The following is a 20,956-nucleotide window of genomic DNA, read 5'->3' as shown; positions in this document are numbered from 1 at the left end:
CCGACTTCTCAGACAGTGGCGGCGCCGGATTCCACCCGAACAGCCAGGCGCCACGCCCTCGCATAATCGTCCCAGACCGGGTCCGCCGGCGGTTCAGCCCGTTCACCCTTGCCCACGGCCTCACCCCCGTCCGCCGCCAGCAATGCCGCCCCGATGCTGGTGCCGGTCGAAGTCTCGGATGCGACGACCGGCCGCCCTGTCGCTGCCGCCAGCATGAGGGTGAAAGGCTGGTTCTGGGCAAACGGCCCCTCGACCGTCGTCGGCCCGTCGCCGCCGATCAGATCGAGGCAGGTCGCGGTCATCAGCGCCAGATAGAACGAGATGACGACGAAGCGCTGGCCCGGGCTCAAGGCGTCGGCGTCGACCCATTGCGCGGCGCGGTGCGGGAAAGGCCCCGAGCCTTGTTGCGTGGAGGGTAAAAGCAGGGCCTGGCGTGTCAGCACGGCGGCGATATCGCTGTCATTCCAGGCCTGCGGCCTGTCGTCGGTGAGCAGCGAGAACTCGCGCCCGCCCATGAAGCGCGCCGACGGCACGGGATGCCCGAGCGCATTGACGTTGACCAGCGTGTCGCGCGCCGGATCAAGCTCGATTTCTCTGCCGCCGATGGCCATCGACACCACCCAGGTTCCGGTCGAGACGACTGAGAAGGGTGGCGCGTCGGCCAAGAGGTGCGGCAGCAGCGAGGCGTTGGAATCATGCAGGCCGCAGAACACCAGTGTCTGCGGATCAAGGCCGGTCCGTGCGGCGAGTGCGGGCAGGATCGGGCCGAGCCGGTCCTTGGCCAGCCGCACCGGCGCCATCAGCCCACGCCAATCCAGGCGGTCGACCATCGACGAGAAATCCGCTTTCCACGGGTTCCACAGATCGGTGTGGCAGCCGAGCGAGGTCACCTCGTTGGCAGCAACGCCGGTCAGCCGCAGCGCCCAGTATTGCGGGTACATCAGCATCGCGGTCGCTTTGGCAAATTCCGCCGGAAAACGCTGCTGTTGCCAGAAGAATTGCGCGCCGAGATTGAGGCCCACCGGCAGGCGTGGCGTGCCGGTCTCGGCAAGGGCGGACGAACCGCGTCATACTCGGTGGCCAGCCTGTCAGGGCCATCGAACTCATAATCGAGCACCGGCAGCACCAGTTCGCCGGCGGCATCGACCAGCGCGCCCGTCGCGCCATGGGTGGTGATCGAAATTGCGTCGATCCGGCGTTCGCGATTGAGCTGGGCCAGGCTGTTGAGGATGAACGTCCACAGCGCCTCGACATCGTGATGCGGGTAGGGCGCTTGCCGCAGGGGTGCGTTTGCCTTGCGCCGCAAGACAACCTCGCCCAGCGTCGCAAAATCGACCAGCACGACCTTGGCGTTGGTCTTGCCGATGTCGATGACGGCGATGGTTCGAAGCGCGCTCATTCCAGGTGGAACATCGTTTCCAGCGGCGCCGCCATCGGCTCGTTGTCGTCTCGGGTCTCCATCACATCGGCCATATGAGCCCACCAGCGCTGCATCACCGGATGTTTCGGCAGGTCGGCCATGCCGTGGTCGTCACGGCGCCACAGCACACCGAACAGGATGTTGGTTTCCTCATCGAGATGGATCGAATAGTCGGAGACGCCGGCCTCTTTCAGCAATGCCACCAGCGTTGGCCAGATCTCGTCATGGCGGCGCTTGTATTCGGCCTTCATGCCCGGATGGAGCTTCATCTTGAAGGCATATTTCTGCATCAGGCAAAGCGTCCTTCGCGCAGCCGCCGCCAGACGATCGGCAGCGCGATGACGATAATCAGGAGCAGGCCGATGAAGATCGACATGACGATGCCTGGGACGTTGAGCAGGCCGAGGCCGAACGTCACCAGCCCCATGATGAAGGCGGCGAGCACGACGCCGAGGATGCTGCCGGCGCCGCCCAGGATCGAGACGCCGCCGAGCACCACCATCGTGATCGCCTCCAGTTCGTAGCCTTGCGCGATCGAAGGCCGTGTCGAGCCGAGCCGCGAGGTGATCAGCACCGAGGCGATGCCCGACATCAGCCCGGTCAGGCAGAACAGGATGAATTTTATCCGCCCGACGCGCACGCCGGAGAATTGCGCCGCCACCGGATTGTTGCCGATGGCAAAGACGCGGCGGCCGAAGCTCGTGCGGTGGAGCAGGAACCAGTAGATGACGGCCGCGACGAGGAACAGCGCCAGCTCGAACGAGAAAACCCACCAGACATAGCCCTGGCCGAAGAAGGCGAAGCTCTCTGGATAGCCCTTATAGGCCTGGTCGCCGAGGATAATGAAGGCGATGCCGCGAAACAGGCTCATCGTGCCGATGGTCACCACGATGGAGGGCAGACCGAGCCTTGTGACCAGCAGCCCGTTGAAGGCGCCGCAGCCGAGCCCGACAACGATGCCGATCGCGACCAGCACCGGCGTTCCGGCGCCGGCCTGCACGGCCATGCCCATTAGTGTCGAGGCGAGCGCGACGATTGCCGCGACCGACAGATCGATCTCCCCGGAGATGATCAGCAGCGCCATGGCCAACGCGATCAGGCCCTTTTCGGTGAAGTTGAAGGTCAGGTCCGACAGCGACCACGGATCGAGGAAATAAGGCGAAGCGAAACTGTTGACCGCGAAGATGGCAATCGCGATGACGATCAGCAGCGCTTCCCAGGAAAAGATCGCCGAGGACAGCGGCTTGTCGAGCCGGTCTGGGATATGGCGCGGGGCGTCGGTCATGCCGCTTCCGCCTTTCTCAGGATGATGCGGCCCTGCCGGCGTTCGCCGCGCGCGTTGAGCACCACGGCCAGGATGATGGCGCTGCCCGAGATCGCCATCTGCCAGAAGGGCGAGATGTTGATGACCGGCAGCGCGTTCGAAATGATGCCAAGGAACAGCGCGCCGAGCACCGCGCCACCGACCGAGCCGATGCCGCCGGCGATCGAGATGCCGCCGATGACGCAGGCGGCGATGATGTTGAGCTCATAGCCATTGGCGACCTCGACCGAGGCGATCACGTAGCGCGAGATCCACAAATAGCCGGCCAGCCCGCCGATCATGCCGGAGATGCAAAAGACGATGAATTTTGTCCGGCCGACATCGATGCCGGCATAGACCGAGGCGGTCGGGTTGACGCCGATGGCGTAGATCGAGCGGCCGATGGCTGTTCGCGTCGTCACCAGGAAAAACAGCGCGATCACCAGGATTGCGATCCAGGACAGCACCGGAATGCCGAGGAAGGCGGCGCGCTGGAAATTGATGAAGTCGGGGCTCATCTGGTCGGCATTGACCCAGGCCCCGCCCGACAGCACGAAGGTCGCGCCGCGATAGATGGTCAGCGTGCCGAGCGTCACCACGATCGAGGGGATGTTCAGCCGCCACACCAGCAAGCCGTTGATGGCGCCGAGCACCAGCCCGACGGCGAGCGCGATGACGATCAGCACCGGGATCGGGATTGCGGGGTGTGCGGCATTCAGCATCGCCACCACCATGCCGGTGAAGCAGAGGTTGGAGGCCATCGACAGGTCGATCGAGCGCGTCAGGATCACCACCATCTGTCCCAGCGCCAGGATCACCAGGATCGAGGTGTCATTGAACACTTGGCGCAGGTTCGCCGGATCGGCGAAACCCGGGAAGCGGGTCGAGATCAGGCCGATCAGCACGACGATGCCGGCCAGCAGCCAGAGCTCGCGGTATTTGAGCAAAGCCTTCATGCCGCGATCCCCGCCGCTGTCCGCACCAGCGTCTCGGCATCGAGGCCCTTATTGTCATAAATGGCCGCGATGCGGCCTTCGCGCATGACCACCACCCGGTCTGACATGCCGAGGATTTCGGGCAGCTCGGACGACACCATGATCACCGAAAGGCCTTGTGAAACCAGCTCTGCCATGAAGCCGTGCACGGCCGCCTTCGAGCCGATGTCGATGCCCTTGGTCGGTTCGTCGAGGATAATGACCTTCGGCACTGTCGCCAGCCATTTGGCGATCACCACCTTCTGCTGGTTGCCGCCGGACAGCGTGCCGACATCCTGGCTGAGCGAGGAGGCGCGCAGGTCCAGCCGCTCGGTATAGGAGCGGGCGAGCGAAAACTCTTCCGCCAGCCGCAGCATGCCGGATTTGGACGTGCGCTTCAGCGACGGCAGCGAAACGTTCTGGAAGATCGGTAGGCCGATCACCACGCCCTGCTTGCCGCGCTCCTCCGGCACATAGACGATGCCGGCCTCGATGGAGTCCGCGGCCGATTTCGGTGCGATCGCCTTACCCTCCAGGGAAATCGTGCCCCGGCTGGTGCGGGTGATGCCTGATATCGCCTGCATCACCTCGCTGCGCCCGGCGCCGACCAGCCCATAGAAGCCGAGGATTTCGCCCTTGCGCAATTCGAAGCCGATATCGTCGAATTCGGTTGGATGCGACAGGCCCGCGACCGACAGCACCGGTGCGCCGATCTGCGGCTCGCGCCGCGGAAAAATGTGGTCGACCGAACGGCCGACCATCATGCGCACGATCTCGTTCTGGCCGGTGTCCTTGAGCATGCCTTCGCCGACCATCTCGCCATCGCGGAAGACAGTGTAGCGGTCGGCGATGCGGTAGATCTCATCGAATTTGTGGCTGATGAACAGCACCGCCTTGCCTTCGCTCTTTAGGAATTCGATGAGCAAAAAGAGCTCCTCGATCTCCTTCATCGAAAGCGCGGCGGTCGGTTCGTCCATGATGACGATCCGCGCATCGATCGACATCGCGCGAGCCACGGCTACGAGGTGCTTGTTCGCGATGCCAAGGTCCTTCAGCCGCGCGTCGGCGTCGATATGGCCGGCGTGCATCGTCTCCAGCACCTCGCGGGCATTCCTGCGCATCATGCGCCAGTCGATGATGCCGAAGCGGGTGCGCGGCGCATGGCCGAGGAAGATGTTTTCGGCAACCGACAGGTCGTCGAACAGCACGGTTTCCTGGTGGATGGCGGTGATGCCGTGGCCGAAGGCGGCATGCGCGCTGGGCAGCGTCGTGGCTTGCCCATCGATGCCGATCTCGCCGGCATCCGGCTGGTAGATACCGGTCATGATCTTGACCAGCGTCGACTTCCCGGCGCCGTTCTCGCCGATCAGAGCGGTCACCTGTCCCGGATAGAGCGACAGGCTGACATTGTGCAGGGCGCGCACACCGGGAAAGCTTTTGGAGATGCCGGACAGCGTCAGGCGCGGAGCAGGGGCCGAGGGCTCCTGCTTGACCGTGCCATGTTGGGCTGTCGTGTCCATGATCGTATCAAGCCCTGAAACAAGGTCCATTTAAAGTCGCGGCGGGACGTGAGTCCCGCCGCAGTGTTTGGAGGTGCCAGGATCAATAGATCTTGGAGAACTTCTCGATGTTCGACTTGTCGAACTGGAAGGGCGGAGCCATCGCGGCCGAGTTGGTGTCGTCAAGCGTCACCTTGCCGACGCGGCCGATCGACAGCGTGGCGCCGGGCTTGGCCTCATCCTTCTTCACCGCCAGGTCATGGGCGAGGTAGATCGCCGAGTAGCCGAGATCGATCGGGTTCCAAAGCGCGACTGCCTGCGAGGCGCCGTTGTCGATGAACTTCTTGAACTCCGACGGCAGCGCGAGGCCGGTGACATTGACCTTGCCGATCAGGTTCGCGTCGGTGACGACCTGCGCGGCGGCAACGACGCCGACGGTGGTCGGCGCGATGATCGCCTTGAGGTTGGGATAGGACTTCAACAGACCCTTGGCTTCGTCGGTGCTCTTGGCGGAGTCGTCGTCGCCATAGACAGTGGCGACCAACTTGATCTTGGGGAACTTCTCCGGCAGCACCTTCTTGGCCGCTTCGATCCAGGCGTTCTGGTTGGTCGCGGTCGAGGAGGCCGACAGGATGGCGACGTCGCCGCCTTGCGGCAGATAGTCGGCGGCGAGCTTGATGATGGTCTCGCCGATCAGGCCGGTGTCGGACGGGTTGAGATGAAGCTGGCGGCCTTCCTTGGCGACGCCCGAATCCCAAGAGATGACGGTGATGCCGCGTTCCATCGCTTTCTTCAGCACCGGCACCAGCGCGTCGGCGTCATTGGCCGAGATGGCGATGGCGTTGACCTTCTGCGCGATCAGCGAGTTGATCACTTCGATCTGCGCCTCGGCGGTCGCCTTGGTTGGACCGGTATAGATGACATCGACATCGCCCAGTTCCTTGGCCGCTTCCTCGGCGCCCTTGTTGGCGGCATCGAAGAAGCCGTTGCCGAGCGACTTTACGACCAGCGCGATCTTGACGTTTTCGGCGTAGGCGGCATTCACGAACATGGCGGCGGAAAAGGCCGCCGTGACCAGCAGTTTCTTCAAAAGGCTCATCGAATATCCTCCCTTGAGCGTTGCATTCCATCGCCGCTGCGGGCGTAAGTTCCCTCAGGCCTGCAGTGAAGATTCTTCCTTGTCGTTCGACTGTTTGCGGGCGACGATCAGCGCCACGCCCGCCGTCTCCAGCATATTGGCTTCGCGATCCTCGATGCCGTCGTCGGTGATGACGGTCGCGATGCGCTTGAGACCGCACAGGATCAGGCTTGAGCGCTGGCGAAATTTCGAGGAATCGACCAGCACCACCAACTCGTCGGCCTGGTCGATCAACTTCTGCTCGGCCTGGATCAGCAGCGGATCGCCTTCCATCAGGCCAAGCGGCCCGAGCCCTTGAGCGCCCATGAACATGCGGCGGGCATAGAAATTGCGCGTCACATCATTGTCGAAGGGCGACAGGATGATGTTCTGCTCGCGGTAGATGGTGCCGCCCGACAGCATCACCGTGTTCTTCGAATGCTTGAGCAGATGCTCGGCGATCGGGAACGAATTGGTGAAGATCGGCATGCGGCGTCCGGTCAGGTAATGCACCATCTGGAAGGTGGTGGTGCCGCCATTGATGATGATCGGCTCGCCGTCGGTGCACAGGTTTACCGCTTCCCGCGCGATCGCCCGCTTCTGCGCGGCGTTCAGCGTTTCGTTGACCGAGAAAGGCCGGCCGGCAAGGCCGATGAACTGCGGCGGCGAGATCGCCTCGGCGCCGCCGCGCACGCGGCGCAGGCGCTTTTGCACATGCAGCGCCGCGATGTCGCGCCGGATCGTCGCCTCGGAGGAATCCGTCAGTTCGACCATCTCCTGCACCGTCACCACAGGCTTTTCCTGGACGGCGGACAGAATGATCCTATGGCGCTCTTTTTCGTGCATGGTTCCTCCCTGCCTGGGCATGAGGCCTTAGAAAACGCGCAGTGTCAATCATTTCCAATCATATATTTTCATTGTGCAGTGCAATATGATCGATATTGATCGTTTGTGATTGACAATCAGACTGCTTGCGTAGACATTCCGGGCGAGAAATGAGGGGCGCATCATCCGTGCTCCAAGGGAGGATACCTATGCTCGACAAGCGCTCCGGCTCGCGCCTCGCCAATCTGTGGGACGATGCGAAAGCCGAAGGCATGAGCGGTCCCGAGCTGCTGGTCTATCGCTCGAACACGCTGGGTTCCGACAAACGTGTCACCAACTACGGCGGCGGCAACACCTCGTCCAAGGTTTGGCAGAAGGACCCGCTGACCGGCGCGGATGTCGAGGTGTTGTGGGTCAAAGGCTCGGGCGGCGACAGCGCATCGATCAAGCTTGACGGTTTCGCCACCCTCTACATGGACAAGCTGCGCGCGCTGAAGGGTCTTTATCGCGGGCTTGCACACGAAGACGAGATGGTCGGCTATCTGCCGCACTGCACCTTCAATCTCAATCCGCGCGCGGCCTCGATCGACACGCCCCTGCATGCCTACGTGCCGAAGGCTTGCGTCGACCACATGCATCCCGACGCCATCATCGCCATCGCCGCGGCCAAGGATTCCCAGGCGATCACCAGGGAAGTCTTCGGCGACACCATCGGCTGGCTGCCGTGGAAGCGGCCCGGCTTCGAGCTCGGCCTGTGGCTGGAAAAGTTCTGCCTCGAAAATCCCGGCGCCAAGGGCGTCGTGCTCGAGAGCCACGGCCTGTTCACCTGGGGCGACACGCCGAAGGAATGCTACGAAACGACGATCTCGGTGATCAACCAGGCGATCGACTGGTTCGAGCGCAAGTCGCAGGGCAAGGCGATCTTCGGCGGCGAGGTGGTGAAGGCGCTCGATGCATCCGCGCGCCGCGCCATTGCCGCCAGGCTGATGCCAAGGATCCGTGGCCTGATTTCCGAAACCAGCCACAAGCTCGGCCATTTCGACGACCAGCCGGCCGTGCTCGAATTTGTCAACTCGAAGGATCTACGGCCGCTAGCGGCACTTGGCACCTCGTGCCCCGATCACTTCCTGCGCACGAAAATCCGGCCGCTGGTGATCGAGTTCGACCCGGCCAAGCCCGATGTCGACGCCGTCATCGCGCGATTAGCTGACGATATCGCCGCCTATCGTGTCGGCTACCAGGCCTATTACGACAACTGCAAGCATCCGGATTCGCCCGCCATCCGCGACCCCAATGCCGTCGTCTACCTGATGCCTGGCGTCGGCATGTTCACCTTCGCCGGCGACAAGGCGACGGCGCGCATCTCCGGCGAATTCTACGTCAACGCCATCAATGTGATGCGCGGCGCTTCCACCGTCTCGTCCTATGTCGGCCTGCCGGCGCAGGAAGCCTTCGACATCGAGTACTGGCAGCTCGAGGAGGCCAAGCTGCAGCGCCTGCCGAAGCCCAAAGCGCTGGCCGGCCAGATCGCGCTGGTCACCGGCGGCGCCGGCGGCATCGGCCGCGCCACCGCCAACCGGTTGCTACGCGAAGGCGCCTGCGTGGTGCTCGCCGATATCGATGAAGCCGCGCTCGCCAGCGCCAACGACGAACTGGCCAAGGCCCACGGCAAGGACTTCGTCCGCCCGGTGCGGATCGACGTGACCTCGGAAGATCAGGTGCTTTCCGGCTTCGCCGAAACGTCGGTCGAATTCGGCGGCATCGATATCCTGGTCTCCAATGCCGGCCTTGCCTCCTCCGCGCCGATCGAGGAGACGACGCTGGCGTTGTGGAACAGGAATATGGACATATTGTCGACCGGCTATTTCCTGGTGTCGCGCGAGGCGTTCCGGCTGTTCCGGGCCCAGAAGATCGGCGGCAATGTCGTCTTCGTCGCCTCCAAGAACGGCCTTGCCGCATCACCCAACGCCGCCGCCTATTGCACCGCCAAGGCTGCCGAAATCCATCTCGCCCGCTGTCTGGCGCTGGAAGGCGCGGAGGCGCAAATCCGGGTCAATGTCGTCAATCCTGACGCCGTGCTGCGCGGCTCCAAGATCTGGACCGGCGAATGGAAGGAACAGCGCGCCGCCGCCTACAAAATGTCGACCGACGATCTCGAGGAGCACTACCGCTCGCGCTCGATGCTGAAGCGTTCGGTCTTTCCGGAAGACATCGCCGAAGCGATCTATTTCTTTGCTTCCGACATGTCGGCCAAATCGACCGGCAACATCATCAACGTCGACGCCGGCAACGCGCAGAGCTTTACGCGCTAGGCTTCCTTCCTTCTCCCCGTTCACGGGGAGAAGGTGCCCGAAGGGCGGATGAGGGGCAGCGCCAGCCGGACGCATTCTTGGAAGGAACCGCATTGTCTGAAACAATTATCTCCGCCGACCTCGTCGCCAGCCACAACGCCGCGCGCAAGGCCGACCTCGAACGCGACTACACCTCGCTTGGCGAGCGCCTCGACCGCCGCGGCATTGCCATCGATGCCATCCGCGACAAGGTCGAAAAATTCGCCGTGGCGATCCCATCCTGGGGCGTCGGCACCGGTGGCACGCGCTTTGCCCGTTTTCCCGGCGCCGGCGAGCCGCGCGACATCTTCGACAAGATCGAGGACTGCGCCGTCATCAGCCAGCTCACCCAGGCGACGCCAACGGTCTCGCTGCACGTCCCGTGGGACAAGGCCGATCCGAACCGGCTGAAGCAGGCGGCTTCGCGCTTCGGCCTCGGCTTCGACGCCGTGAACTCCAACACGTTCTCGGACGCGAAAGACCAGAAGCTGTCCTATAAATTCGGCTCGCTGTCGCATGCCGATGCCGGCACACGGCGCCAGGCGGTCAAGCACAATCTCGAATGCATCGAGATCGGCAAGGCGCTCGGCTCGAAGGCGCTGACGGTGTGGATCGGCGACGGCTCGAACTTCCCTGGCCAGGTCAATTTCGCTAAGGCCTTCGAGCGCTATCTCGACGCCATGCGCGAAATCTACGCCGGCCTGCCGGACGACTGGCGGCTGTTCACCGAACACAAGATGTACGAGCCGGCCTTCTACTCCACCGTCGTGCAGGATTGGGGCACCAACTACATCATCGCCAAGGAACTCGGCGACAAGGCTTTCTGCCTGGTCGACCTCGGCCATCATGCGCCCAACGTCAACATTGAGATGATCGTGTCGCGGCTGATCCAGTTCAAGAAACTCGGCGGCTTCCACTTCAACGATTCCAAATATGGCGACGACGATCTCGATGCCGGCTCGATCGATCCCTACCGGTTGTTCCTGGTTTTCAACGAACTGGTCGATGCCGAACTCGCGGGCGCGGATGGCTTCAATCCGGCGCATATGCTTGACCAGAGCCACAACGTCACCGATCCGATCGAAAGCCTGATGCTGTCGGCGGTCGAAGTGCAGCGCGCCTACGCGCAAGCGTTGCTGGTAGACCGCAAGGCGCTCGAAGGCTTCCAGGAAGCCAATGACGCGCTGATGGCCACCCAGACGCTGAAGGCCGCTTATCGCACTGACGTCGAGCCGATCCTGGCCATGGCACGGCTGAAGACCGGCGGCGCCATCGAGCCGGTCGCCGCCTATCGCGAGTCCGGCTACCGGGCGAAGGTCGCAGCCGAGCGGCCGGCAGTCGTCGGCGGCAGCGGTGGCATTGTGTGATGGGCCTGACATCCGTTTTGATCTGGGCCACCGCCATTGGCGATGGACTCGCACGCTTTGAGGGTCTTTCCTAGGCGTAGCCAAACGACCAGGAGCACCGCCATGCCCTTGACCCGCCGGACGCTGATTGGCGTCACCCTGTCGCTTGCATTCGCGCTTGCGCCATCCGCCGCCGTCTTCGCCGCCTCACTGCAACCGGCCAAGGGCGAGCACGGCATGGTGGTGACCGCGCAGCATTTGGCCTCCGAGATCGGCGTCGAGGTCTTGAAGAAGGGCGGCAACGCCGTCGATGCCGCTGTCGCTGTCGGCTATGCGCTGGCAGTCGTCTATCCCGATGCCGGCAATATCGGCGGTGGCGGCTTCATGACCATCCGGCTGAAGGACGGGCGCACGACCTTCCTCGATTTCCGCGAGCGCGCGCCGCTTGCCGCGACCAAGACCATGTATCTCGACAAGGACGGCAATCCTGTGAAGGGCGCCAGCCTCGACGGCTATCTCGCCGTCGGTGTGCCGGGCTCGGTCGCCGGTTTCGAGATGGCGCGCGAAAAATACGGCACGCTATCGAGGCAGGATCTGATGGCGCCGGCGATTGCTCTGGCCAAGGACGGCTTCGTTTTCAACCAGGGCGATGCCGCTACGCTTGCCGGCAGCGCGGACAGGCTGGCCAAGGATCCGGCGGCGGCCGCGATCTTCCTGAAACCGGATGGCAAGCCTTATGGCATCGGCGAACGGCTGGTCCAGACGGACCTCGCCGCCTCGCTCGCGGCGATCTCGCAGAAGGGTCCCGACGCCTTCTACAAGGGCGGCATCGCCGATGCCATCGTCAAGGCCAGCGGCGCCAAGGGCGGCATCCTCGCCAAGGGTGATTTCGAACAATATGCCGTGCGCGAATTGAAGCCGGTGACGTGTTCCTACCGCGGCTACGGGATCATCTCCTCGCCTCCGCCGAGCTCAGGCGGCGTCATCATCTGCGAAATTCTCAACGTGCTGGAGGGCTATCCGCTGTCCTATCTCGGCGCCGGCTCGGCCGAGACGGTCCATGTCATGGTCGAAGCCATGCGGCATGCCTATGTCGACCGCAACTCGGCGCTCGGCGACCCCGATTTCGTCGACAATCCGATCTCGAAGCTGCTCGACAAGAATTACGCCAAGGACATCCGCGACAAGATCGATCCGTTCCGCGCCGGCGTCTCGAAGGAGCTGATGCCGAAGGGGTTTGGCGAAGCGAAGGAAACCACCCACTATTCGATCATCGACAATGACGGCAACGCGGTCGCGGTCACCTACACGCTGAACGGCTCCTTCGGCGCCGGCGTCGTTGCCGACGGCACCGGCATCCTGCTCAACAACGAGATGGACGATTTCACCCAGAAGCCCGGCGTGCCCAACCTTTACGGGCTGGTCCAGGGCGAAGCCAACGCCATCCAGCCGAAGAAGACGCCTTTGTCCTCGATGAGCCCGACGATCGTGACCAAGGACGGCAAGCCGTTCATGGTCATCGGCAGCCCCGGCGGCTCGCGCATCATCACCATCACGCTGGAGGCGATCGTCAACGTCATCGACCACGGCATGAACATCCAGGAAGCGATCGACGCGCCGCGCATCCACCATCAATGGCTGCCCGATACGATCTATGTCGAGCCGTTCGGGTTGTCGCCGGATACCGAGAAGCTGCTGGCCGGCATGGGCTACCATCTCGATCTGAGCGACCAGACCTGGGGGCAGGCCGCAGGCATCCTGGTCGGTGGCAAGAGCCTCCGCGAAATCGAGAAGGGCGGTGGCGCGCGCTACAACGGCGCCATTGACAGCCGTGCCGCCGCCGGCGAGGCGCTGGGGTATTAAACCACGAGCGTAAGGGTCGAGGCGATCAGGAGAATTGCGGCAATGCCGACGAACAGCGCGTAGATGCGTGGCCGGTCGAGCAGCAGCGCGTTGCCCGAAATCCAGGCCGATGTGGCGCCGCCGAGCGCAAACAGAAAGCCGTTGCGGTGGCCGAAGGACAACGAGGCCGCCATCAGGCCGCCGATGATCAGCGCGCCGAACACGATGATGACGGCCACGGCATATTTCTCGAAATCATTGCCGCTGCCCATCGCCGGCCCCATCGCGTTGAGATTGGGCAGGTCGTCCGGATCGAAAGGGTTGGCCGAGCCGTATTCGTCTTGACCGAGGGATTCGCGCATTACTCGTTCTCCGCTGAGCGGCAACAAATCATCAACGCTGACCAAGCGCAACCCGGCAACGCTGTAGCTGCGATGCGTTCGCCGCGCCTCTGATGCCGGCGTGCCACGGTTTCCCGGTTGCTCTCAACGGCGAAGCGGCGTTGCGGTTCCACTTGCAGCAATTCCAGGAAAAGTGTGAGCGGCTTTCCGTCCGGAATTGCGTAAGGCAAAGAGAGCATGATCCCGAAAAGTGGAACCGGTTTTCGGAGAAAGATCATGCTGCAACAAAGTGCTAGATCATGATGGCGATTCAACGAAACGCCATCATGATCTAATTTGATCACCTGGAGAAATCGCTGCGCACGATGCCGTGCCGCTGCAACTTGTCGTAGAAAGTCTTGCGTGGAATGCCGAGCGCCTCGATGGTGCGCCGGACGTCGCCATCGTTGCGACCAAGTGTCTCGCGGATGATTTCGGCCTCGTAGCGATCGAGCCTTTCCGGCAACGCCATCGGCACGTCGATATCTGCTGCCGCAGGGGAAGCGGTCTCTGCCATATCCTCCAATCCAAGCACGAAACGCTCCGCGAAATGCGCGAGTTCGCGCACATTGCCGGGCCAGTCATGGTCGCGCAAATGACGCTGGATCACCCCGGAGGGTGCAGGCACGGCACGCCGGAAACGGGCGCCGGCGCGCTCGGCGAAATAGCCGAACAACAATGGCACATCGTCCCGGCGCTCGCGCAGCGGCGGGATCGACAGCGTCACCACATTGAGCCGGTAATAGAGGTCTTCGCGAAAACTGCCGCGCTGGGCGGGATCGCCGAGATCGACCTTGGCGGCGGCAACGACGCGCAGGTCGACCGGCCGGACCTCATTGGTGCCGAGCGGCGTCACCTCGCGCATTTCCAGCACTCTGAGCATCTGCACCTGCGTCGAGGCCGGCATGCTTTCGATCTCGTCGAGGAACAGCGTGCCGCCGCTCGAATGCTCGATCCGGCCGATGCGCTTCTTCTGCGCGCCGGTGAAGGCGCCCGCTTCATGGCCGAACAATTCGCTCTCGATCACCGTGTCCGGCAGGGTGCCGCAGTTCAGCGCCACGAAATTGCCCTTGGCGCGGCGGCTCCAGCGGTGCAGCAGGCTCGCCACCACCTCCTTGCCGGAGCCGGTCTCGCCGGTCACCAGCACGTCGACATCGGTGTCGGCAATCTGTCGAAGCGTTCGGCGCAGCCGCTCCATAGCCGGTGTCTGGCCGATCAGAGGCAGACCCTCCTGCGCCTGTTCCGCCGCGTCGCGCAGCGCGCGGTTCTCCATCACCAGGCGGCGCTTCTCGGCCGCGCGCGAAACACTCTGCGCCAGCCGGTCGGCGGCGAAGGGCTTGGTGATGAAATCGTAGGCACCGTCCTTGATCGCCTTGACGGCCATGGCGATGTCGCCGTGGCCGGTGACCAGGATGACCGGAATGTCGCGGTCGAGTTGCAGCACGCGGTCGAAAAGCTGCAGCCCGTCGATCTCGGGCATGCGGATGTCCGACACCACGACGCCGGCGAAACTCCTGTCGAGCGAAGCCAGCGCTTCCCTGGCCACCGAGAAGGCCAGCACGTCGAACCCGGCAAGCTCCAGTGTCTGCTTTGTCGCCTTGAGCAGGTCGCTGTCGTCATCGATCAGGATGACCGGAGCTGGATCGCCAGTCGTCATGCGGTGGCTGCCTTCGAAAGGTGGATGGTGAAACGAGTCCCCTGGCTGCTGCTCGACACCTCGATGCGCCCGCCATAGTCGGCGACGATATCCTTGGAGATGACGAGGCCGAGCCCGAGGCCCTTTTCCTTGGACGTGTTGAAGGGCGTGAACAGCGACTTCAGCATCACTGGCGGGATGCCTGGGCCGTTGTCCGAGACCAGAAGCGTCACATCATCGCCCGTCTCCACCGCCGACACCTCGACCTTGGCATCGTCGCGGCCTTCGAGCGCTTCCAGCGCGTTCTGGAACATATTGATCAGCACCTGTTCCAGCCGCAGCCGGTTGCCCATCACCTTGACCGCCGGAGGCGGCAGCGTGATCGCCAGCGCGTCCAGCCGGCCGGCGAAGCGGCTTCTGAGCAGCACGACAGCGCCTTCGATCACGCCGCGCAATTCGACCGGCTCGGCCGCGGTGCGGCCCTTGCGGGCGAAGGCTTTCAGTTCCTCGGTGATCGAGCCGATGCGCTCGGTCAGCGCCGCGATCGCGCCGAGATTCTCCTCGGCAGGCGCGTTTTGCTTGCGCTCCAGGAAGACGCGCGCGTTGTCGGCATAGGCGCGGATGGTCGCCACCGGCTGGTTGATCTCATGCGCGACGCCCGCAGCGACCTGGCCGAGCGTCGCCAGGCGGTTGGCCTGCACCAGCTCCTGCTGCATCACTTGCAGCTTCGCCTCGGTGCTGCGGTGGTCGACGATCTCGGCCTGCAGCCGGTCGCGCGCCAGGCTCAGATCCTGCGTGCGCTCGACAACACGCCGCTCCAGTTCGGCGCGCGCCGCCTGCTCGGCCGCGATCCGCATCTGGGCGGATTGCCGGCGCCACAGCAGATAGGCAGCCAAAGCGATGAGCGGCACGACAACGCCGAGTGCCAGAAGCCGCATTTCGCGCTGCGCGGCGGCGATCGGCGCTTCCGCCGGCACGAGATAGTCGAGCCGCCAGGGCGTCGACGGCACCGCCGTCGACAGCCGCAAATATGCCGCGTCGCTGCCTCCCGGCGTGACGGCATGGACCAGCGCGACATCGGCGGAGAGCGCTTCCGGCCTGGTGATCGGCAAAGGCACCAGCGGCGCCTCGCCGAACTGCTGGCTGGCGCGGATATCGGCGAGCAGCGGCCGGTTGAGCGGCGCCGTCGTCAGGAAGCGCCAGGACGGCACGCTGCTGATCAGCACCACGCCATGCTCATCGCTGACATAGGCCGGGCGGTTAGCCTCGTGCCAGTCAGCCTCGAGCTGGTCGAACTCCATCTTGACGACGACGACTCCGAGCGGACCGGAAGCGCCATCAACGCGGCGCGAGATGTAGAGGCCAGGACGCTTGCTGACATTGCCGAGCGCGAAATACTCGGCGGTACCGGTATGCATCGCACCCGAGAAATAGGCGCGAAAACCATAGTCGTTGCCGACGAAGCTGACCGGCTCGCGCCAGTTGCTGGATGCGATCGCGAAGCCGTCCGTGCCGGTGACATAGAGCACCGAGGCCTTGGTGCCGGAAACCAGCCCTTCCAGCTTGCGGTTGAGCACATCGATCGCGGCGGGGCTGCGTTGCAAAAGCGCGTCGTTGACCTGCTGGTCCTCGGACAAGAGCAGTGGCAGCGCACGCGGGTTTTCCAACACAGCGCGCAGCAGCGCCACCTTGAGGTTGGCGTCGGTGCGCCCCTGCGCCGCCAGCGCCTCGATCTCGGTCGAACGGCCGTAAAGACCGGCGCCGTAAAGTGCCGCGAGCACGATGAGCAGCGCCACCGCGGTGAACAAGAGCCAGACGCGCCGAGCCCGCCCGGCGAGCAATTCGGGCGTCGAGAGGACGGCAGCGGCGGGGCGTTGCAGCATAGAGCATTTGTGCATGTTTTCGCACAGAGCACAATTCGGCCCATGCGGATAACCGCACCATTGCGCTGCAGATGCCGGCCAGAGATCCTAAAAAGTGAATAAAATCAATAAGCGAGTGCCGGCGAGAAAACTGGCACGCCGGTTGCAAATGCATCCACAGCAGTCGCGAGGCTGTGGAGGTCAACTGCCCCGGGAGGTCGAGCTTTCTCGATTGGGGCATGAATGGAGGACATTATGCAGACAGCTATCGCTGCCGTGGAGCCGCGCGCCAAGGTTCCCTTTACCGGCATCTCTATGTGCAGGTCCTGGTGGCGATCGCCGCCGGCATCCTGCTTGGACATTTCTATCCCGATGTCGGCGCCTCGCTGAAGCCGCTCGGCGATGCGTTCATCAAGCTGGTCAAGATGGTCATCGCGCCGGTCATCTTCCTGACGGTGGCGACCGGTATCGCCGGCGTTTCGGACCTCCAAAGGTCGGCCGTGTCGCCGGCAAGGCGATGATCTACTTCCTCGTCTTCTCGACGCTGGCGCTCGTCGTCGGCCTCGTCGTCTCGAACGTCATCCAGCCCGGCGCCGGCATGCACATCAATCCGGCGACGCTCGACGCCTCGAAAGTGTCGACCTTCACCGAGAAGGCGCATGATACCAGCGTCGTCGGCTTCCTGTTGAACATCATCCCGGACACCATCACCGGCGCCTTCGCGCAGGGCGACATCCTGCAGGTGCTGTTCTTCTCGGTGCTGTTCGGCATTGCTCTCGCCCTGGTCGGCGAGCGGGGCCGCCCGGTGGTCGATTTCCTGCAGGCGCTGACCTCGCCGATCTTCCGCCTCGTCGCCATCCTGATGAAGGCGGCGCCCATCGGCGCCTTTGGCGCCATGGCCTTCACCGTCGGCAAATACGGCATCGGCTCGATCGCCAACCTCGCCATGCTGATCGGCACCTTCTACCTGACGTCGCTGCTCTTCGTGCTGGTCGTGCTCGGCGCTGTCGCATGGTACAACGGCTTCTCGATCCTGGCGCTGATCCGCTACATCAAGGAAGAGCTGCTCCTGGTGCTCGGCACCTCGTCTTCCGAGGCAGCCCTGCCGGGCCTTATGGCCAAGATGGAGCGCGCCGGCTGCAACCGCTCGGTGGTCGGCCTGGTCATCCCGACCGGCTATTCCTTCAACCTCGACGGCACCAACATCTACATGACGCTGGCGGCGCTGTTCATCGCCCAGGCGACCGACACGCCACTCACCTATGGCGACCAGATCCTGCTCTTGCTCGTCGCCATGCTGAGCTCGAAGGGTGCCGCCGGCATCACCGGCGCCGGCTTCATCACGCTGGCCGCCACGCTCTCGGTCGTGCCGTCGGTGCCGGTCGCCGGCATGGCGCTGATCCTCGGCGTCGACCGCTTCATGTCGGAATGCCGCGCGCTGACCAACTTCGTCGGCAATGCGGTCGCGACCATTGTCGTGGCGCGTTGGGAAGGCGAGCTCGACCAGACGAAGTTCGCCGCCGCCATGGCCGGCCAGTTGTCCGAAGAGGCTGACCTCGCATTGTCCGGCGGCTTGCAGCCCGCGTAACCAACAAGCATCCTCCCGATGCCAACAGGTCGCGGCTTGCCGCGGCCTGTTCTTTTTCGCGGACGCCGCTTAGGTTGCGCGAGCCGGCTTCCCGGCACAACAGCCAACCGTGAGGGCGGTCAATGAGCAGCGCGTATCCCGAGATCTATCTTGTTCGCCATGGCGAGACGGAATGGAGCCTCTTGGGCAGGCATACCGGCCGCACCGACATTCCGCTGACGGCGAAAGGCGAGGAGGCCGCGCGCGGTGTTGCCCAACGTCTCAAGGGCTTGAGTTTTGAGGCCGTCTGGTCGAGCCCGTCGCAGCGCGCCTTCGACACCTGCCGTCTTGCCGGCTTCGGTGAGCGTGCGGTCAGGAAGCCGGACCTGCAGGAATGGGACTATGGCGACTATGAGGGTGTGACGACGAAGGACATTCTCTCCAAACGTCCCGACTGGCAGTTGTTTCGAGACGGTTGTCCAAATGGCGAAGCGGCCGCCGATGTCGGCGCCCGGGCCGATGCCATCATCGCCGAGCTCCGGGCTGTCGCCGGCAATGTGCTGATCTTCTCCAGCTCGCATTTCCTGCGCGTCTTTGCGGCGCGCTGGGTCGGCCTGGCGCCGGAAGGCGGGGAGCACTTCGTGCTCGATACGGCAAGCCTCAGCGTCCTCGGCTACGAGCACGACCTGACCGAGCCGGTCATCCGCCGCTGGAACCAGAAATAGTCCCTCACGAGGCAAGCACCGCCAGCTCTTCGGCCGTCAGATGCCGCGCTTTGCCTTTGGCAAGTTCGCCGAGCTGCAGGCCGCCGATCGCCACCCTCACCAGTCTCAGCACCTCGATGTCGAAGGCGCCGAGCAGCCGGCGGATCTGCCGGTTGCGGCCTTCATCGAGGACGATTTCCAGCCAGGCGGTTCGCCCGCCGCTGCGCAACAGCTCGATCGAGCTTGCCGTCAGCAGCTCGCCATCGGCGTCAACGCCTTTTCGAAATTGCGCCAGCATCGTCTCATCGGGAACGGAGGCGATCTGCACGTGGTAGGTCTTGGCGACATGCGAAGCGGGGTCGAGCAGCGCGTTTGCCCAGCGCGTGTCGTTGGTCATCAGCAGCAGGCCTTCGCTCGCCTTGTCGAGCCGGCCGACCGGTGAGACGAAAGGCAGGTCGAGCCCCTCCAGGCAGTCATAGACGGTGCCGCGCCCTTCCGGGTCGTCGCGGGTGGTGACCAGCCCACGCGGCTTGTTGAGCATCAGGTAGACCTTGCGCTCGGCAATGACGCGCTCGCCGTCGATGGCGATGCTGTCGCGCTCAAGATCGACCCACAGCGACGGGTCGCGCGCCACCTTGCCGCCGACGCGCACGCGTCCCTCGGCGATCAGCAGTTCCGCCTGCTTGCGCGAGCACAGGCCGAGCTTGGACAGTGCGCGGTTGAGGCTGACTTTGGGGGAGTGACGTTGTTTGTCGGAAGGACGTGCCAACGCTTTGCTTTCAAATTCGACAGCGCGACGCATGCCATGTCGGGCGACATCGGCGCAACCCGCTCGACAGCCAAGCCGATGTGAGGCAGTTCAACTTCACTCCTTCGGTGCACTCAGCCGCTTATAAGAAACGCCGCCGAAAGTCGCCGTCACGAAATTCTTGACCGACATCTTGCGCTTGCGGCCGTCGCTGCAGGCATAGACCGGCCAGCCGGCCTCGCTGCATTCGCTGGCCAGGCAGAGGCGTGCCAGGCAGTTGCCGACGGTGAGGCGAAAACCGCCCTTTCCGGCGAAGCCCTGCAGCAGGCTGCCGTCCGCCGCGCGCCATGTCCGCTGGACGAATTCAGGTCGTAAAAGCCAAGGTTCCAGGCGCGCCGCAAGGCCCGTCTGCTGATCTGTATACTGCAGGCGATAGCGCGCCATGCCCGTCGTATAGGCGGTCACCAGATCAGACTCGCCAAGATAGGCTGTCGTGAGATCGGCCTTATCGAACACATGCGTACCATGCTGGCCTGCCTGCGCGGTCCCTGAAAACGCAACAGCGGCTATGAGAGCGAAACAAGCTCGCGACATTCGATTTCCAGCAGCCACACGGATCCGGCGTGCCGGTTTGCCCGGTTGCCTTGCGGCACCATCCTGCCAATCGCCGATTGGCGCAAGCCGCCCCGGAGATGTTCGGCAACGCCACCGGATATGGACGCGGCTTTCTTCAGGTGTTGGCGGCTGGCGGCAGCTCGAACAAGGTGGCGCCGTTCTGCCGGCCTTTGTCGACATAGCCGATCACGCGAAACCACCTGGCGACATCCGGCCTGTCCAGCCAGCTGCGCGAGTGGATGGGCAGGTTGCCGGCAAGCGCCTGGACATGGCGGATGTGCCGTCTGCAGAAGCGGACCGTGGCGGCTCCGAAGAAATCCTCCCGCGCGGCAAACAGCGTATTGGCGGCATCGGCGTCTTCGTGCCAGGCGATGATCGCCACAGTCTTGTCGTCTTGGACGAGCGCATGCGCCCGGCCTTCCTTCAGGTTCATCATCAGATTGTCGTAGGCGCTTTTGCTGTCCTTGCCGGCCGCCACATATTCGTCCGACATTCGCTTGGACAGGTCACGGAAAACATCTTCCAGATCTCCGACCGTCGCGGCGCGTGCTTTCATTTCTCCTCCTGACTGCCCGGGAGCAGTTTGCACCAGGAAACTGCGATCACCAAGAAATGCAAATCCGCGATATGACCTATGGGCGCAAACTCTTTTCGCCTGAGGGAGGCGAGCGGTGCCGCTCCAGGTGGCGCTTATATAAGCGTCGGCTTGAGATCGGGCGGCGGGTGTCGGATAGTCAACCATCACGCGAGCCTGGACAGGCGGTACCAATCCATCACCGTCAAGTCGG

16 protein-coding genes and 2 pseudogenes are annotated in these 20,956 nt (G+C 63.7%); 5 read left to right on the top strand and 13 right to left on the bottom strand.

Annotated elements, in window-relative coordinates:
* Nucleotides 1-8: 8 nt before the first annotated feature.
* The 7 genes and pseudogenes from ACVDG8_RS15095 to ACVDG8_RS15065 all read right to left on the bottom strand — a co-directional run bounded on the left by ACVDG8_RS15095 (nucleotide 9) and on the right by ACVDG8_RS15065 (nucleotide 7,159).
* A pseudogene (locus tag ACVDG8_RS15095) lies at nucleotides 9-1,399 on the bottom strand (FGGY-family carbohydrate kinase).
* Nucleotides 1,396-1,710, bottom strand: coding sequence for an L-rhamnose mutarotase (rhaM, locus tag ACVDG8_RS15090; protein ID WP_447255363.1), 315 nt, complete (start codon nucleotides 1,708-1,710; stop codon nucleotides 1,396-1,398). The pseudogene ACVDG8_RS15095 and the gene rhaM overlap by 4 nt, the downstream one beginning before the upstream one ends.
* Nucleotides 1,710-2,705, bottom strand: a complete 996-nt coding sequence (locus ACVDG8_RS15085; RefSeq protein WP_447255362.1) for an ABC transporter permease — start codon at nucleotides 2,703-2,705, stop codon at nucleotides 1,710-1,712. The genes rhaM and ACVDG8_RS15085 overlap by 1 nt, the downstream gene beginning before the upstream one ends.
* Complete coding sequence (locus ACVDG8_RS15080; RefSeq protein WP_447255361.1) at nucleotides 2,702-3,679, bottom strand: ABC transporter permease; 978 nt, start codon at nucleotides 3,677-3,679, stop codon at nucleotides 2,702-2,704. The genes ACVDG8_RS15085 and ACVDG8_RS15080 overlap by 4 nt, the downstream gene beginning before the upstream one ends.
* Nucleotides 3,676-5,217, bottom strand: coding sequence for a sugar ABC transporter ATP-binding protein (locus ACVDG8_RS15075; RefSeq protein WP_447255360.1), 1,542 nt, complete (start codon nucleotides 5,215-5,217; stop codon nucleotides 3,676-3,678). The genes ACVDG8_RS15080 and ACVDG8_RS15075 overlap by 4 nt, the downstream gene beginning before the upstream one ends.
* An 82-nt stretch (nucleotides 5,218-5,299) precedes the next feature.
* On the bottom strand, nucleotides 5,300-6,295 hold the full coding sequence (gene rhaS / locus ACVDG8_RS15070; protein WP_447255359.1) for a rhamnose ABC transporter substrate-binding protein: 996 nt from the start codon (nucleotides 6,293-6,295) through the stop codon (nucleotides 5,300-5,302).
* A gap of 54 nt (nucleotides 6,296-6,349) precedes the next feature.
* Nucleotides 6,350-7,159: a DeoR/GlpR family DNA-binding transcription regulator gene (locus tag ACVDG8_RS15065; protein WP_447255358.1), complete on the bottom strand. Its 810-nt coding sequence runs from the start codon at nucleotides 7,157-7,159 to the stop codon at nucleotides 6,350-6,352.
* 188 nt (nucleotides 7,160-7,347) lie between these two features.
* Here ACVDG8_RS15065 and ACVDG8_RS15060 point away from each other — a divergent pair, with 188 nt between their 5' ends.
* From ACVDG8_RS15060 to ggt, 3 genes are all read left to right on the top strand, one after another.
* Nucleotides 7,348-9,450: a bifunctional rhamnulose-1-phosphate aldolase/short-chain dehydrogenase gene (locus ACVDG8_RS15060; RefSeq protein WP_447255357.1), complete on the top strand. Its 2,103-nt coding sequence runs from the start codon at nucleotides 7,348-7,350 to the stop codon at nucleotides 9,448-9,450.
* A gap of 92 nt (nucleotides 9,451-9,542) precedes the next feature.
* Nucleotides 9,543-10,835 (top strand): L-rhamnose catabolism isomerase, encoded by a 1,293-nt coding sequence (gene rhaI, locus ACVDG8_RS15055; RefSeq protein ID WP_447255356.1) that lies wholly within the window; start codon nucleotides 9,543-9,545, stop codon nucleotides 10,833-10,835.
* Nucleotides 10,836-10,937: 102 nt separating this feature from the next.
* A complete protein-coding gene (gene ggt, locus ACVDG8_RS15050) occupies nucleotides 10,938-12,677 on the top strand; it encodes a gamma-glutamyltransferase (RefSeq protein WP_447255355.1) in 1,740 nt (579 codons plus the stop codon).
* Here the strand turns inward: ggt and ACVDG8_RS15045 are convergent.
* From ACVDG8_RS15045 to ACVDG8_RS15035, 3 genes are all read right to left on the bottom strand, one after another.
* Nucleotides 12,674-13,018 carry a hypothetical protein gene (locus ACVDG8_RS15045; RefSeq protein ID WP_447255354.1) on the bottom strand — a complete coding sequence of 115 codons (345 nt, stop codon included), beginning with the start codon at nucleotides 13,016-13,018 and terminating at the stop codon, nucleotides 12,674-12,676. The genes ggt and ACVDG8_RS15045 overlap by 4 nt on opposite strands.
* 319 nt (nucleotides 13,019-13,337) lie before the next feature.
* Nucleotides 13,338-14,693, bottom strand: coding sequence for a sigma-54-dependent transcriptional regulator (locus ACVDG8_RS15040; protein WP_447255353.1), 1,356 nt, complete (start codon nucleotides 14,691-14,693; stop codon nucleotides 13,338-13,340).
* Nucleotides 14,690-16,555, bottom strand: coding sequence for a sensor histidine kinase (locus ACVDG8_RS15035; RefSeq protein ID WP_447255352.1), 1,866 nt, complete (start codon nucleotides 16,553-16,555; stop codon nucleotides 14,690-14,692). The genes ACVDG8_RS15040 and ACVDG8_RS15035 overlap by 4 nt, the downstream gene beginning before the upstream one ends.
* Before the next feature lie 296 nt (nucleotides 16,556-16,851).
* Here ACVDG8_RS15035 and ACVDG8_RS15030 point away from each other — a divergent pair.
* Nucleotides 16,852-18,122, top strand: a pseudogene (locus ACVDG8_RS15030) (dicarboxylate/amino acid:cation symporter).
* 122 nt (nucleotides 18,123-18,244) lie between these two features.
* The gene (locus ACVDG8_RS15025) at nucleotides 18,245-18,826 is read left to right on the top strand and encodes a histidine phosphatase family protein (RefSeq protein ID WP_447255350.1); all 582 of its coding nucleotides are present in this window, start codon (nucleotides 18,245-18,247) and stop codon (nucleotides 18,824-18,826) included.
* A gap of 4 nt (nucleotides 18,827-18,830) precedes the next feature.
* Here ACVDG8_RS15025 and ACVDG8_RS15020 read toward each other — a convergent pair whose 3' ends face one another.
* The 3 genes from ACVDG8_RS15020 to ACVDG8_RS15010 form a co-directional block, all read right to left on the bottom strand.
* Complete coding sequence (locus ACVDG8_RS15020) at nucleotides 18,831-19,607, bottom strand: pseudouridine synthase (protein WP_447255349.1); 777 nt, start codon at nucleotides 19,605-19,607, stop codon at nucleotides 18,831-18,833.
* 63 nt (nucleotides 19,608-19,670) lie between these two features.
* Entirely contained in the window at nucleotides 19,671-20,147 is a 477-nt protein-coding gene (locus ACVDG8_RS15015) for a hypothetical protein (protein WP_447255348.1), read from the bottom strand.
* Between the two features lie 136 nt (nucleotides 20,148-20,283).
* Complete coding sequence (locus ACVDG8_RS15010) at nucleotides 20,284-20,724, bottom strand: hypothetical protein (protein WP_447255347.1); 441 nt, start codon at nucleotides 20,722-20,724, stop codon at nucleotides 20,284-20,286.
* Between the last annotated feature and the right edge of the window lie 232 nt (nucleotides 20,725-20,956).

The organism is Mesorhizobium sp. ORM8.1 (assembly GCF_053005525.2).
This window is presented reverse-complemented; position numbering and strand designations above follow the sequence as displayed.